Below are 13,483 nucleotides of genomic sequence, written 5' to 3'. Positions count from 1 at the left end.
GAAAAGAAGAAGCCAAGGGCGCGCTCCCTGTTCTTCTTTGGTCTCCAAATATCTCGGGGGGCGCCCGCAGGGCGTGGGGGGCAGAGCCCCCCGTCTGCCGGTCTTGCGTCAGTCCCGGCCGGGAGACAGTGCCAGAAGCCGCGCCAGCAGCTCGGCAGGCGCGGCCATGCCGATCTCTTCCCGGCCCAGCGGCGGCGGCCCCCGCCAGACCGGCGGCAGGTCGGGATCGACCGCCAGCAGGAAGCCGTCGAAACTGGTCGTGACCCGGTCGAAATCGGCCGAGACCTCGATCCGGTAGCCGGCGGCGCGGACCCGGTCCTCGACCTCTGCGTGGAGCTCCTGCGAGTGGGTCGACACGAACAGGTGGCCCACCGCCCGGGCGGCCAGGGTTTCGGCCGCACCTTCCAGCATCTCGACTTCGGCGCCCTGGATATCGGCATGAAGCAGGTCGATCCGGCCGTGCCCGCCCATCTTGCGCCAGGCATCGACGGCAAAGGCATCCCGGCCCACGCCCTCCTGCACGAAGCTCGCGTCATGGCCGTGGCGGGCAAAGTTCTGCCGCCCGGCCTCGAGATGGACGGGCGAGGGTTCGACCAGGTGCACCTGGCCTTCCGGGCGGTGCTGCTTCAGCCAGAGCGAATAGTGTCCCCAGTAGGCGCCCAGCTCCAGCATCAGCGGCCGGGGCGGCATGTGGGGCAGCACCTCCTGGAAGACATATTCCTCCAGCGGTTCGTGCACGCCGCGGTTCAGCACCAGGATGTCGCTGAAGCGGCCGTAATAGGCGCCCTTGCCGCTGAGCGGCACGCGGTGGCCGTTGTGGAGCGTGACCAATTCGCCGTCTCCATCGGGTTCGACCGCACCCGCGCGGGGATGACGGCGGATCAGCAGGTTCAGCGGATCCGACAGGATCTCGCGGAAGCGGCCGCGGAAATCCCCGGGGGCCGCCTTGTCGAGCCCGTCGAGCCCGGCGTCCGGTGCGGGTCCACTGTCCATGTGCTCGTCTCCCTTCCGTGATGCGGGCCTGTCACGGTCGAACCTGCACCGGGGTGCAGGGGGCGACCGGCCCCTCCCTGCCCCCGCGACGGGGGCTCAGCCGTCGATCTTCTCGTACCAGTCGTCCCACTGCGCCTCGGTCCGGCGGTAGCCGTGGCCTTCCAGCAGCACGCGGATCTTCTCGCGCAAGGGCGAGAAGTTGTGTTCCACCGTCAGAAGCCGCACGTCCCACTGGTCGAAGGGGAAGGCGGCCAGGATCTCGTATTCCGACCCTTCGGTGTCGACCGACATGTAGTCGATCCGGTGCGGCGCGCCGTATTTCTTCAGGAAATCGTCCAGCGACACGGTCTGGAGCCGGATCACGTCGCCCCGGTCGCGCACCGCGGCGCGGCGTGTGGCGTAGTCGTCCGAATCCGCGTGCTCGGCGATCGATCCGAACTCGTCCGCCAGCACGAAGTCCACCGTGCGGCCCGTCTCGTCCAGGATGCAGTCGGGCGCCACGGTGCAGGAGCGGTTGGCGCGGAGCTTGCGGAAGAAGGCCGGGTTCGGTTCGGCGCAGATGCCGCGCCAGCCGAAGCCCGTCTCGAGCAGGAACGTGTTCGACAAAAGGATCCCGTCGGTGGCGCCGAATTCGACGAAGAAGCCGCCCTGCATCTGGTTCGTGCGCTCCAGCACCCACAGGTCCTGCCCCAGCTGCGAGACCGAGCGGGTGCGGAGGTCGTCCTCGTCCGTCCCGGCGCCCGCCCCTGCCCCGGGTCCGATCTGGCCGCGTTTCTGGGCCAGGCCCAGGGCGCTGTTCAGAAGCTCGATCTGGAAGCCCAGCACCTCGGCCTCGGCCGGGCCGATCCGGCCGGCCTCCCTGCCCTGGCGGAGAGCGGGGCCGATGATGCCCACGGCTTCGGTCAGAAGGCCCAGGTCGGCCTGCTGTGCCACCGCGCGGGTCCGGCCCAGAAGCGCCGCGTCCGCACGCGGATTGACCGTGGCGATCGAGGCCTCGAAATACTCCAGCGCCTGCTCCTTTTCGCCCATCAGGCTGGCGGCACGGCCCAGCGAGTTCAGCGCGCCCCCCATCAGGATCCGCGCCAAGAGGTCCGCCGGGCAGCCCCAGTCGCGGGCCAGGGTGGCATAGCGGCGGGCCTCGTCCAGATCGCCCTGCTGGGCCAGGCCCACGGCGGCCAGCGCCGCCAGCCGGGCCCGCGCTGAATCACGGCCCGAAGCGCGTCCGGCCTCGCGCCCCGTGTCGTCGGTCATCCGTTCCAGCGGCTGGCCGGTCAGCCGCGCCAGCGCGGCCCAGTCGCCCACTTCCCAGGCTGCGCGGCTGCGGTCCAGAAGGGCCGCCGCGGGGCTGGCGGCACCGGTCATGCCGGTTCCGGGGTCGGTCAGCGAGGCCACCGGGGATCCGGTTTCGGGGGTGGCGCCAGGTGGCGTGTCGGGTTTCGTTTCGGGAGCGCCCTCCGGTGCCGTCCCCTCCGCAGGTGCCATCTCGGGAGCCGAAGTCTCCGGCCCGTTTTCGGACAGGGCTTCGGCCTCTTCCCCGGTTTCCGTCAACGCGGCGGCCTCGGCCGCGAGGCGGCGGGCGCGGCGTTCCGCCTGGCGCGCAAGGCGACGGGCTTCGCGTTCCGCCACGCGATCGGGGGCCTCACCGGCGGCGCCCGACTCTTCGCTCCCCCCCTTGCCTTCGGTCACAGGTCGGACCCGCGCAGCAGCAGGTCGCGGATCAGGGCGATCTGGCCTTCCGCCTTGAAGATCTCGGCCCGGCAGGCCTCCAGCCTGGCCTCGGCCCGGGCGCGGGCCTTGGCCTCGGCCGCCGCGGCCTCGCGGTCGCCCTGGGCTGCGGTCCGTGCGGCATCGCGTTCGGCCAGGGCCGCGGTCACCGCCTCGGCACTGCGGGCGGCCTCGGTCCGGGCCTCGTCCCTTGCGGCTTCGGCGGCGGCAATCTTTTCGGCCGCCTCCGCCGCCAGCTGCTGCCGCGTGGCCTCGGTCTCGGCGGCCTGGCGGGCCAGTTCGGCCACCATCGGATCGCGGTAGAGATGCAGCGCCGGGAAATCCGGATCGCCGCCATCGCGCGCCTGCACCCGGTAGCCGGCCGGTTCCAGGTCGCGGATCACCGTCTCGGCCGAGGGCAGGCCCTGCCAGGCCTGGATCGCGGGCAGGATCAGCAGCATGTGGACAGGCAGCGGGGCCGTGTCATCCGCGGCCAGGACGGCAGCGGCTGCACTGGCGGCCAGGCCGGGGCTGGGGGCCAGAAGGACCGGGGCGCCGGTCTCGCCCGACAGGAGCGCGGACCAGCCGACCGTCTCGACCGGCACGCGGGCAGTTTCCTTCAGGCCGGGAAAGAGCGGCTCCAGCCCGGTGGCCGGGGCCAGGGCCGACAGTGCGGTCATGTTGCAGACATGAAGCGTGGCCGCGCCGGACACAGGCGCCAGCGCCCGCGGGTCCAGCACGATCCCCGGGGCCGGGGCCGCGCCGCGTTCGTCCGGGTCGGGTTCCAGCCGCAGGATGCGCGAGAAGCCGGCGCCAAGGGCAGCCTCCAGCAGGCGCGGGGCCGCGCCGGTGGCGCCGGCCCCCACCAGGCAGAGGGGCCCCGTCTCGGCGCCGCTGCCGGACAGGGACTGCAGCCAGCCGGCCAGTGCCTCGATGCTCATCGCGTTCTCCTCCCGCCGCGGTCCGGTACGGTCCGCAGCCCCGTTTCAGGCCCCGTTTCAGGCCCAGCCTTCCATCTCGTCGCCAGCCTGGCCCGGCCCTTCGTCCAGCCCTTCAGCGGGGCCTTCATCCGCCCCTTCATCCGCGCAGCACGCCGCGCAGGCGGCGGAACGGCGCCATCATCCGGACCGAGCGCGAGTTCATCACCCGGTCCAGCTCGGCCCGGGCCGCATCGCGTTCCGCGGCCAGACGTTCGGCCGCGGCCTCGCGCGTGGCAAGGGTGTCGGTCAGGGCCTGGATCTCGGCCTCGCGCAGGGCCAGGGCGCGGCCGGCGGCGGCGAGGCTGGCATCCTTGCCCGCCATCTGGGCATCGAGCCCGGCCACGCGGGCCGTCGAGGCCGCCAGGTCCGCGCGCAGGGCGGTGGCGGCGGCGGCCTGTTCCTGCAGGCGCGCCTGGGTCGCTTCCAGCAGGGCCTGCTGGTCCCGGGCGCGGGCCTCTGCCAGCTCCAGCGCCGCGGGCAGGGCCCGCAGCTGGCCCAGGCGGGCGAAGGCCAGGTCGGGATCGTCCAGGGGCGCGGGCTCGAAACCGGGGGCGGGCAGCAGTTCCAGCGTCGCCGCCTGCAGCGTGCCGGCGCGGGTGCGGGCCTCTGCGTCGCCGGCCAGGGCACGATGGGCCAGAAGGGCCAGGGCCGGGTCGGGCAGCGTCGCCTCGGCCGGATGAACGGGGGGCACCGGGGCCCGGGGCGGGCCGGCCAGCCCCAGCGCCTGACGCAGCGCCCCGGCATGGCAGGCCAGCACCTGGTCGGGGTCCAGGATCCGGATCCGCGCGCGCTGGCGCTGCCAGAGCGCCAGAAGCGTGGCGGCCGCTTCGCTCCAGTCGGCCAGGGCCTCCGAAGGGGGGATGCCTGCGGCCATCGAACGGGCCAGCGCCCGGGGGGCGGCGGGGCAGAGGACCAGCACGGTCCGGGCATTGCCTGCGGGGGCCTCCGGGGTCCGGCCGTCTTCCGTGGGGCGGATATCCGGGCCCCGGACCAGGGTCATGTCGGGGGCCAGCATGGCCTGCAGCCGGGCGATGGCGGGATCGGCCACCCGGGCCGTCATCCCCATGCAGAGCACGGGCACGGCCGACAGGCCCGAATTCATGCCGGCATCTGTGATCGGAGCTGTTCCCGGCAGGGGCGCTGCCTCGTTCTGTGCCATGAAGCGCCTGTCCCGTGTCGTGCGATCTTTACGTGCAGAACGGTTTTACAGGTCCCGCTCGGAGATTGGCAAGGTGGGGCGGGGCCGGGACAGGCGGGGGCAGGACAGGCGCGCGTGGGGATGGATGGGAAGCAGGCCGAAGAACGAGCCAAAGGGCACCGCGATCCCGGGAGCGGTGCGTGGAGACCACGAACCCTACGCCAAGGTTCCCACCACAGCCCTCACCTTCCGACGGCGGGTAGGGTGCGTGGTCCCCACGCACCGCCTCTCACATGTCCTTCGTCCCGAACACATCCCCTGTCCTCCCATCCGATCCCAGCATCCCGGTCCTCTCTCCGGCATGACCCTAAACCTCCCCTGACCCCACGCGCCCATGGGACGGGCCCCCTTGGTCCGGGACGGTGTGGCCCTGTCCCATCCCGTCCCACACCCTCCCCGGAGGCCCGGGGGACGGGATCCCGTGCGATCCCCGGGCGGCGCCGTCCGAAGGCCGGTCTCCGCCCGGTCCCGGTGGCCTTCCCCGCGCTTTGGCCGGCCGGTGCCTGCGGATCCCATGGAATCCCTTTCAGCCTCCCGAAACCCGCTGGCAGCACGCGGCCCCCCGGTCCTCCCCGCCCCGGCCTTCCTGTCCGTCCCCTGTTGGTCCCCTGTTCTGCCCCCTGTCCCATGGGATCCCGCTCCGGGCCCTCTCCTGCCCATCCGCGGATTGGTACTGCCCCCGTCCGGCGGGGCTGCTATGAGGTCCGGACCGCGCCTGCCCCACCGGGTCCCATGCGATCCCTTTCACCCGTCGAAACCATCCCGTGTCCCGCCCGATCCGCTTCTTCACCACCGGCCCTCATGCCCACCGCAGCCCGCTGGCCTATCCGGCGCTGGCGCCGCTCTTCGCCGGGCGGGTAGAGCGGGTGGACACGCCCGAGGCCGCAGACCTGCACCTTTACGCCCATGTGCTGGATATCGACGCCGCCCCGGACACCGCCGTGCTGGACTGGCGGGCGCGCCAACGGCCCGTGGTGCTGCTGTCCGAGGAACCCTTCTGGGACACGATCTGGGGCCGCCGCCCGCTGGAGCCCCGCCTCGTGCGCGAGGCGCGGGCCGGCGCCCTGCCGGTGGCGCAGCTGAACCATGTGACGTCGGCCATCTTCCGCTTCGACCGGATCCCCTATTACCTCTTGACCGATCACCGCTTCGCCAATGCCTATGCCGCGCGGTTCGCCCGGAATGCCGGGGTCACCCCGGCCGACTGGCAGGCCCGTTTCGCCGCGGCCCCGCTGGATGCGGCCTTCATGTTCGAACGCCGGCCCGAACCCTTCCACGCCATCGCCTGGCCCGAGGCGGGGCTTTACGGGCTGTGTTCCTGGCGGACCGAACTGGCCGAGGCGTACACCTTCGGAGAGATCGCCCGGCTGGGATCCAGCTGGCAGGGCGGGCCCACGCGGTTCGAGATCGGGCCCAGCCTTGGCGACTGGCACCTGGACAAGCTGGTACGCCTGGACGGCCGGGCCCGGATCCTGGGCGCGGTCGAGAACACGCACCAGCGGGATTACCTGACCGAGAAGCTCTTCGATGCCTTCGCCTGCGGGGCGCTGCCGGTCTATGTCGCGGACCCGGGCCACCGGGTGCACGACCTGGGCCTGCCCGAAGGATCCTGGGCGAACCTCTGGGGGATGAGCCCGGCAGACGGCGCGGCACGTCTGGCCGACTGGTCCTTCGATGCGGCCTTCTTCGACGCCTATGCCGAAGCGCAGGCGCGGCTGGCCGCCCTTTTCGGCGACACGCTGATCTGGGTCAGGGAACGCGACCGGCTGGCCGATGCAGTCCTTGAAACGCTAGAGGCCGTGCTGGACGGCGCCACCGGGACCCAAGGCCGTTAGAAACGGCCTTCCAAGGCGATTTCAATCGCCTTGTGACGGGAGGGCTGCCGTTGAGGCAAACCGTCTGGGCCCCGATCCGGCGTCCGGGACAGCCGTAGGGTGCGTGCTCCGCACGCACCATTCAGGACAGCAGCAACGGCTCCAGCGCCAGCACGTCCGCCCGCATCGTGTCGGTATGGACATAGAGGTTCAGCTCGGCCCGGCCCGACCGGCGGGCAAGGTCGGCATCGACCGGGATATGGGCCAGCGCCGTATGGGTGCCTGCCGGCAGCACCACCGGCTCCGCCGCGACATCGACCAGGGGCTGGCCTTCGGGAAAATAGCGCAAGGTCGGCCGGATGCTGACCAGCGCGTCGCTGCGCAGCCGCAGCAGCACGCCGACATAGCGCCCGCGGGCCACCACCTCGGGCGCGATCCGCATGCCAAGACAGGCCCATCCGCCGCTGTTGCCGCGCACCAGGCTGAGCGCAAACCCCTCGTCCCGCGGTTCGACCGCCAGTTCCGCCGTGCCCGCCGGGTCGGTCGACAGCCACAGGTCGGGCCCCAGGTCGGCATGGCCGCCCGTCACCGCCACAGGTTCCCCCGTGCCCAGCCCCGCGATCTGGTCCATCAACCCCGCGAAGGCCACGCTGCCATCATGTGCCTGCATCCATCCACCCCCGTCAGACGTCCCGGACCCTTCCTCTGCCACGCCCCCCGCGACAGGTCCAGCCTGCACGGGTTCCACCAGAAGCAGCGGTTCCGGCGGCACCGGAATGTCGCGCAGCCGCGCCAGGCAGGCGGCGCGCAAGTCTTCAGGGGCCGCGCCCCCCGCCAGGACGGGATCGTTCAAAAACCCGTTCACGGCGCGCGCAAAGTCCAGCACCAGGTCATGCCCCGGCCGTAGGGTGCGTGGTTCCCACGCACCATCCGAGGCCGACCCGTTCGCCCCATTCCGGCCGATCGCGTCCCAGGCATCCGCCGGCAGCGCCCGCATCACTTCCCAGCCCAGGTGGTCGAAGGCCACCAGCGACCAGCGCTGCGGATGGAGCACATGGGTGAAGGCCTCGGTCTCCAGCCGCTTGACCTTCCGCCCCGCCAGAACGGCGGTCAGGGGCAGCACGTAATCCCACCACGGGATCCCCAGCGAGAAGCCCGGCAGGTCCAGCATGTCCATGGCCCCGGCGCGGATCGAGAACACGTCATAGCCCTGCCCGTAGCGCGCGCTTGGCGTGCCGTCGGCCTCGATATCGATGCGCGAGGCGAAGACCAGATCCTGCGCCGCATCGTCCAGCGCCGGCAGGGCACCCGGATCCTTCAGCCCGATATCGGAATTGACCAGCAGCACCCGGGTCTCCGGATCCGGGTCCATCCCCCGGACCCCGTCCAGGAGCGCCGTGAAGGGCAGGTAATCCCGCCCGAAGCCCTGGGGAAAGCGGCATTCGTGGGGCACGATCCAGTCCGGCACATGGTCCTTCACGGCGGCGAATTCGCGGCTGTGGTTGAAGGCATGGATCGGCTGGCCATGGGCCTTGTGCCAGCTTCCCAGCGTGTCCAGCTGCGCCTCGATCCCCACCGGGATCAGGGTCGTGACATGAAGGAAACCGCTCATGATGCGTCCTCCAGCGGCCGATCAAGTGGCCGGTCCGTGGCCTCTGCCCCCGCGATCAGCGCGGCATAGGCCGCGGCCAGCTTCGCATCGTATCCGGGCGCCTCGTGGAACATCCGCGCCGCGACCTCGGCATGAAGCCGGCGCATGTCGCCCAGCAGGTGGCCGGCAAAGCGCGCGCGCCTGCGCAGGAAGGCAAGGCCGTCCACCAGATGCGCGGGCGTGCCGAAGGACCGGCAGGCCCCTTCCAGCGCATCGAGCACCTTGCCGCCCAGCCCCAGCACCAGCAGGTCCGCGTTCTTCAGGAAGGCCGCGTGCAGCGCGTAAAGGTGCCGGCCCGGCCCGGCGGCCGAGGCCCCGGTCTCGGCATGGTCATAGCGCATGCCGACCTCGCCCGAGTTCCGCCAGTCCCCCGCGACGGCCGCCAGTTCGATCTTGAAGGCGAAATCCTCGTACATGCGCAGCGTCGCATCGAAGCCGCGGGTCCGGGCATAAAGCGCGCGGTCAAAGGTCATGTCGCGCGGCAGGGGCCCGGTGCGTCCGGCAATCGCCGCCAGCCGCTGGGTCCGGTCGATCCCCTCCAGATGCGCGAAATCCCAGAGGCTGAGCCCCCCGCCCCGCTGGTAGAGCACATCCGAATAGGCCACCGCCCTTGCATCGCCCTCCAGCGCCTCGACCTCCGCCGCCAGCTTCAGCGGAAAGGCCACGTCGTCGGCATCCAGCGTGCTGACCAGCCCGGCCTCCACCCCCATGATCCCGCGATGGCGCGCCAGCGCCGGACCCAGGTTCCGGGTGTTCCGGATCAGCGTCCCCGGCCCCAGCGCCAGCAGTCGTTCGGCCAGCGCGGCGGAGCCATCGGGCGAGGCATCGTCGACCAGCACGACCCGCGCCTTCACCCCGGCCTGGTCCCAGACCGAGGCGACGGTGGCCTCCAGCGAGCCTTCCGACTTCCACATCGGGACGATCACACTGACCTCGGGCAGGGGCGATCCTTGGGCGGGCGCCGCCAGCCGGCGGAAGGCGGCGCGGGACCGCTGATCGGCCACGCGATCCTCCAGCCCGGCCCGGGCCACCTGGGCCAGGTCCCGGCGTTCGGCGTCATAGCGCCAGCCCAGCACGGTGCGGAACGGCGGATAGCGCGGCACCACGCCGGGTTTTTCCCGCATGCCCTCCATGGCTTCGGCCACGGGACGGAAGGCGGCGCTGTCGTCGCGGCAGATCACGCCCTGCCCGATCCGCGCCCGCATCGCGTCGCGGTACCAGTCGGCAAAGGGTTCCAGGTGCGCCGGGCCGACACCCGCCAGGTAATTGGCGCCCGACACGATCCCCACCCGGGCCTGCAGCCGGTGGGCGCCGACATTCAGACCCGTATGGGCCGCGATGGCGCCATAGGCCGCGTCGGGATCGGCCCGCAGGCTTTCATAGTCGATCAGAAGCACCCGGCCGGGATGGGCCTGGGCCGCGTCCAGCAGGGCCGCGGTCATCGCCTTCCAGTACTCGGCGCTCCACACCGCGGCACGGGCCGCGGGCTCCGGCACGCCGACCCGCGGCATGGCCCCGGTCCGCGCCTCGACCTCGCGGGCGAAGCGCGGGCGGTCGGTCGGGTGGAATTCCTCTCCGAAGAAGGAAAAGTGGTTGGCGGCCGAATTCACCGTGCCGAAGGCATCGCGCAGCACACCCACGACCTTCAGCTCGGGATCCGCGGCCAGCCAGGCCCCCAGCCGCCCGTTGCCCCGGATCACCTTGGCCAGCGCGGCGCCCGTCCGGTCCCCCAGCACATGGTCGATCATCCGGTCATGTTCCGGGTGCGGGCCATCGAGGAACAGCGGACTGCCGCAATGGACGGCGATCCCGAAGGGCGAGAGGTTCCGCGTATCGAAGGGCTCGGCCGAAACCCGCCCCGTGGCGTTCACCTTGGCCGGCCCCCAGAGGTACGGTTCATAGAACAGCCGCGCGCCGGCATCCCGGGCGCGGAGCGCCGCCGACAGTTCCTCGAACAGGAACGAGGTGCCGGAGCGACCGACGCCCGCGATCAGGATCCGGGGCCCGCTCATGCGACCGGCTCCGGTGCTGCCAGGAAGGCGGCCTCGGTCGCGGCCCAGTCGGGCAGGGCAAATCCGCCCTCGCGCGCGATCCGGTCGAAATGCGCCCAGACCTCGGGCCGGCGATAGTATTCCCGGCAGATCCCCAACCGTTCCAGCGTGCGCCCCTCCAGCCCCAGGAAGCTGACGCCCGAGGTGTCGATGCGCGCCACGTCGATATCCGTGAACTCCAGCGGAAAGCCCGCATCCTCGCACTGGACATAGAAGCGGTAGTCCGACGCGATCTTCAACGTCGTCGAGAACGGGAACCGCTGGTGCAGGTCGCGGCGGCTGAAGGTGGCCTGGTGCGAACAGACCATCCCCTTCCAGAGCACGTCGTTGTACTGGTAGCGCTTGCCGGAGTTCTGCGCATAGGCCCGGCCCGCAAACAGCCCCGGCACGGTGCCCGTGGCCTCCCGCGCGGCGATATGGGCGGCCGCGCGCGCCAGGACGGACCCGTCGAAGAAACAGTCGCCCGCATTCATGAAGTTGACGTAACGCCCCCGGGCCATGGAAACGCCGCGGTTCATCGCGTCGTAGATCCCGCCATCCGGGGCCGAGACCCAGCGCGCGATCCAGGGGTCGAAATCCTCGACCACCTTGGCCGACCCGTCGGAGGATCCGCCATCGACCACCACCAGTTCCCAGTCGGGCGCCGCCGCGCCCTCGGGCCAGAGCTGCGCCGCGGCGCTGGACAGCGTGGCATAGAGGCCTTCGAGGTCGTTGTAATTGATCGTGACGACCGAGATGGCAGGCGAAATCTCAGGCGTGACCTCGGGTGCGGGCATCGGGGATCCGGAAGTCAAATCGGGCTCGCACTCTCTTGCAAGGACGGGAAAACGACGACGGAACGGACGCCACTGGCACAGGTCCCGGGGATGCCGGTCCAGCCCCCGAAAGTCAAGGATCGGCCCCCGCGCAGGCCGCCCCGGAAACGGCGGGGTGAACCCCGCCCTGTGCGGTGTCCCTGGCGTGACGGTCGAGGGGGGCTCTGCCCCCCACGCGCCTTTGGCGCTCCCCCCGAGGTACTTGGAGATCAAAGAAGTCAGGGGCACGGGAGTGAAGGGCCGCGCGCCCGGCTTCTCCTTTTCACAAATACTCCGGGGGAGTCGCGCCGCCAGGCGCGGCGGGGGCAGCGCCCCCTTCCGCCGCCCGCTCTGGCAGCGTCCCCGCCACCATGCTAGGCAGGCCCGGCCCTTCCGCCCCTCACGGCCAGGATCCGATGACACAGACCTCTTCCGCGACCATCCCCAACGCCATCATCGTCGGCGCCGGCAAGGCGGGGACCACCTCGCTCTACCGCTATCTCGACGCGCATCCCCAGATCGCGGGATCCGAGGTGAAGGAAGTGATGTATTTCTCGCAGCGCTACGGCAAGGGGCCCGACTGGTACCAGGCGCATTTCCCGCCCCTGCCCGACCGGCCGGAGGTGAAGATCCGCTTCGAGGCGACGCCGCAATATTCCTTCCGGGACGAATTCCCGAAGGTCGCGGAACGGATCCGCGACTATAACCCGGAGATGAAGATCCTCTATGTCATGCGCGAGCCGCTGTCGCGGATCGTGTCGCATTTCAACCACTGGTCCCGGACCCAGCCCGACCGCTACCGGGACCTGAACGCGACGATGGAAGACCCGGCCGAACGGCAGATCTTCGTCGACCGGACCCGTTATCACCACCAGCTGCAGGCCTACCTGGACCTCTTCCCCGCGGACCAGGTGGCACCGGTCTTCCTGGAGGATCTGAAGCGCGATTTCGTGCCCGCCCTGAACCGGGTCTTCGCCTTCCTGGGCGTGACCGAGAGCGCGGCCCAGATTGACTCCGCCCCCCACAACGTGATGCAGGGCGCGCGGAACGTGGCCAAGGTCGCCGACCTGTCGACCCCGGCCCGCACCGCCATCGTCGAGGCGCTGAAGCCCGACGTGCAGGCTCTGTTCGCTTATGCCGGCAAGCAAGCGGATTTCTGGGGCCCCGACTACCTCTGAGGTTCCCGGCCGTAGGGTGCGTGGTCCCCACGCACCGCTCCCGATCGATCTCAGCCTTCGGGCGTCAGCCCCAGGAACCGCGCCTCGGCCGCGCTGGGGCCCGTGGGCTGGCGGCTCCAGCTGCGGTTCTCGGCGATCAGGCGGGCCGGGTTGCCGCCGTAGATGCAGTTTGGCTCCATGTCGCGGCTCAGGATCGCGCCGCCGGCCAGGATGCTTCCCGACCCGATGGTGACATCCGGCAGGATCATCGTCCGCCGGCCGATCCAGACATGGTCGCCGATCTCGATCCGGCGCCGGCCGCCGTTCAGGACCGCGCCGGTGGTGGCATCGACGATGCCGTGCTGGTCGTTCGACTGTACGATGATCTCGTCCGACCACAGATTGTCGGCCCCCACCACGACATCGGCATCGTCGGCCACGATCCGCGCGCCGTTGACGGTGGTCCCCACCCCGATGTCGATCGTGGCCCCGCGCCACATCCGGATGTCCAGCCGCATCGGCCCCGATCCGGCAACCCGCAGGCGCCCGGACCCCGGGCCCATCTGCAGCCAGATCTCGCCGGCGAAACCGGGCGACAGGATCTCGATCTCGTAGCCGTCGCGGGGCAGGTCCGGATTGCCCAGGAGGCTGAGGCGGATCCGGTCCCGCACGGAAGGCGCGCAGGTCAGCCAGGAATTCGTCACCGTCTCGCGCCGGGACGCCTTGAGCAGATCGGCCACCGGGATCCGTTCCAACCCGGTCCTGACCTGCATCCCGCCGTCTCCCATGTGCCATCCTCTTCCGGTCGCGGGCAAAAGTCCCGCCGCGTTCTGGCGGTCCTTGTCGCACCCGCTCTCCCACCCTGCAAGTCCCCGGGGCAGCGGCCTGGAAGAAGGGTCGGCGGGGTGACCCCCGCCCTACGGGAAAGGGGAAAGCTGGCAGGTCGTGGCAAACGCTGCGGGCGTCCAGCCGCCTCCGGCGGGAGTATTTGTGAAAAGAAGAAGGCAGGCGCGACCTTGCTTCCGCGCCCCCCACTTCTTTGGTCTTCAAATATCTCGGGGGAGCGCCGGAGGCGCGTGGGGGGCAGGCCCCCCTCGACAGTCATGGCAGGGACAACGCGTAGCGCGGGCTTCACCCCGCC

At 71.1% G+C, this 13,483-nt stretch carries 10 protein-coding genes; 2 read left to right on the top strand and 8 right to left on the bottom strand.

Annotation, left to right across the window (positions count from 1 at the left end):
• Positions 1 to 108: 108 nt before the first annotated feature.
• The 4 genes from FQK05_RS24235 to FQK05_RS24220 form a co-directional block, all read right to left on the bottom strand.
• Positions 109 to 993 (bottom strand): FkbM family methyltransferase, encoded by an 885-nt coding sequence (locus tag FQK05_RS24235; protein WP_158971869.1) that lies wholly within the window; start codon positions 991 to 993, stop codon positions 109 to 111.
• A 96-nt stretch (positions 994 to 1,089) separates the two neighbouring features.
• Positions 1,090 to 2,619: an FkbM family methyltransferase gene (locus tag FQK05_RS24230; RefSeq protein WP_158971867.1), complete on the bottom strand. Its 1,530-nt coding sequence runs from the start codon at positions 2,617 to 2,619 to the stop codon at positions 1,090 to 1,092.
• A 56-nt stretch (positions 2,620 to 2,675) separates the two neighbouring features.
• Positions 2,676 to 3,638, bottom strand: a complete 963-nt coding sequence (locus FQK05_RS24225) for a hypothetical protein (RefSeq protein ID WP_158971865.1) — start codon at positions 3,636 to 3,638, stop codon at positions 2,676 to 2,678.
• Positions 3,639 to 3,774: 136 nt separating this feature from the next.
• Positions 3,775 to 4,836: a hypothetical protein gene (locus tag FQK05_RS24220; RefSeq protein WP_158971863.1), complete on the bottom strand. Its 1,062-nt coding sequence runs from the start codon at positions 4,834 to 4,836 to the stop codon at positions 3,775 to 3,777.
• An 803-nt stretch (positions 4,837 to 5,639) separates the two neighbouring features.
• Here FQK05_RS24220 and FQK05_RS24215 point away from each other — a divergent pair.
• Positions 5,640 to 6,710: a hypothetical protein gene (locus tag FQK05_RS24215; RefSeq protein WP_158971861.1), complete on the top strand. Its 1,071-nt coding sequence runs from the start codon at positions 5,640 to 5,642 to the stop codon at positions 6,708 to 6,710.
• Positions 6,711 to 6,831: 121 nt separating this feature from the next.
• Here the strand turns inward: FQK05_RS24215 and FQK05_RS24210 are convergent, their stop codons facing one another.
• From FQK05_RS24210 to FQK05_RS24200, 3 genes are read right to left on the bottom strand one after another with little or no spacing between them, the layout of a single operon-like run.
• Positions 6,832 to 8,301: a hypothetical protein gene (locus FQK05_RS24210; RefSeq protein WP_158971859.1), complete on the bottom strand. Its 1,470-nt coding sequence runs from the start codon at positions 8,299 to 8,301 to the stop codon at positions 6,832 to 6,834.
• Complete coding sequence (locus FQK05_RS24205) at positions 8,298 to 10,352, bottom strand: glycosyltransferase family 2 protein (RefSeq protein WP_158971857.1); 2,055 nt, start codon at positions 10,350 to 10,352, stop codon at positions 8,298 to 8,300. The genes FQK05_RS24210 and FQK05_RS24205 overlap by 4 nt, the downstream gene beginning before the upstream one ends.
• Positions 10,349 to 11,167, bottom strand: coding sequence for a glycosyltransferase (locus FQK05_RS24200; RefSeq protein ID WP_158971855.1), 819 nt, complete (start codon positions 11,165 to 11,167; stop codon positions 10,349 to 10,351). Before FQK05_RS24200 ends, FQK05_RS24205 begins: the two co-directional genes overlap by 4 nt.
• A 434-nt stretch (positions 11,168 to 11,601) precedes the next feature.
• Between FQK05_RS24200 and FQK05_RS24195 the strand changes: the two genes are divergently transcribed.
• Positions 11,602 to 12,363 carry a sulfotransferase family protein gene (locus FQK05_RS24195; RefSeq protein WP_158971853.1) on the top strand — a complete coding sequence of 254 codons (762 nt, stop codon included), beginning with the start codon at positions 11,602 to 11,604 and terminating at the stop codon, positions 12,361 to 12,363.
• Between the two features lie 50 nt (positions 12,364 to 12,413).
• Here the strand turns inward: FQK05_RS24195 and FQK05_RS24190 are convergent, their stop codons facing one another.
• A complete protein-coding gene (locus tag FQK05_RS24190; protein WP_233270664.1) occupies positions 12,414 to 13,115 on the bottom strand; it encodes an acyltransferase in 702 nt (233 codons plus the stop codon).
• Positions 13,116 to 13,483: the final 368 nt, after the last annotated feature.

Source organism: Chachezhania sediminis, from assembly GCF_009765275.1.
GTDB classification, from domain to species: domain Bacteria; phylum Pseudomonadota; class Alphaproteobacteria; order Rhodobacterales; family Rhodobacteraceae; genus Chachezhania; species Chachezhania sediminis.
The sequence above is the reverse complement of the archived record's forward strand: the minus strand, read 5'-3'. Positions and strand labels throughout refer to the sequence as shown.

Bases quoted from the DNA above. Each gene is read 5' to 3' on its own strand.
- FQK05_RS24235 (WP_158971869.1), bottom strand. From the start codon at position 993: ATGGACAGTGGACCCGCACCGGACGCCGGGCTCGACGGGCTCGACAAG.
- FQK05_RS24225 (WP_158971865.1), bottom strand. From the start codon at position 3,638: ATGAGCATCGAGGCACTGGCCGGCTGGCTGCAGTCCCTGTCCGGCAGC.
- FQK05_RS24220 (WP_158971863.1), bottom strand. From the start codon at position 4,836: ATGGCACAGAACGAGGCAGCGCCCCTGCCGGGAACAGCTCCGATCACA.
- FQK05_RS24210 (WP_158971859.1), bottom strand. From the start codon at position 8,301: ATGAGCGGTTTCCTTCATGTCACGACCCTGATCCCGGTGGGGATCGAG.
- FQK05_RS24205 (WP_158971857.1), bottom strand. From the start codon at position 10,352: ATGAGCGGGCCCCGGATCCTGATCGCGGGCGTCGGTCGCTCCGGCACC.
- FQK05_RS24200 (WP_158971855.1), bottom strand. From the start codon at position 11,167: ATGCCCGCACCCGAGGTCACGCCTGAGATTTCGCCTGCCATCTCGGTC.
- FQK05_RS24195 (WP_158971853.1), top strand. From the start codon at position 11,602: ATGACACAGACCTCTTCCGCGACCATCCCCAACGCCATCATCGTCGGC.
- FQK05_RS24190 (WP_233270664.1), bottom strand. From the start codon at position 13,115: ATGCAGGTCAGGACCGGGTTGGAACGGATCCCGGTGGCCGATCTGCTC.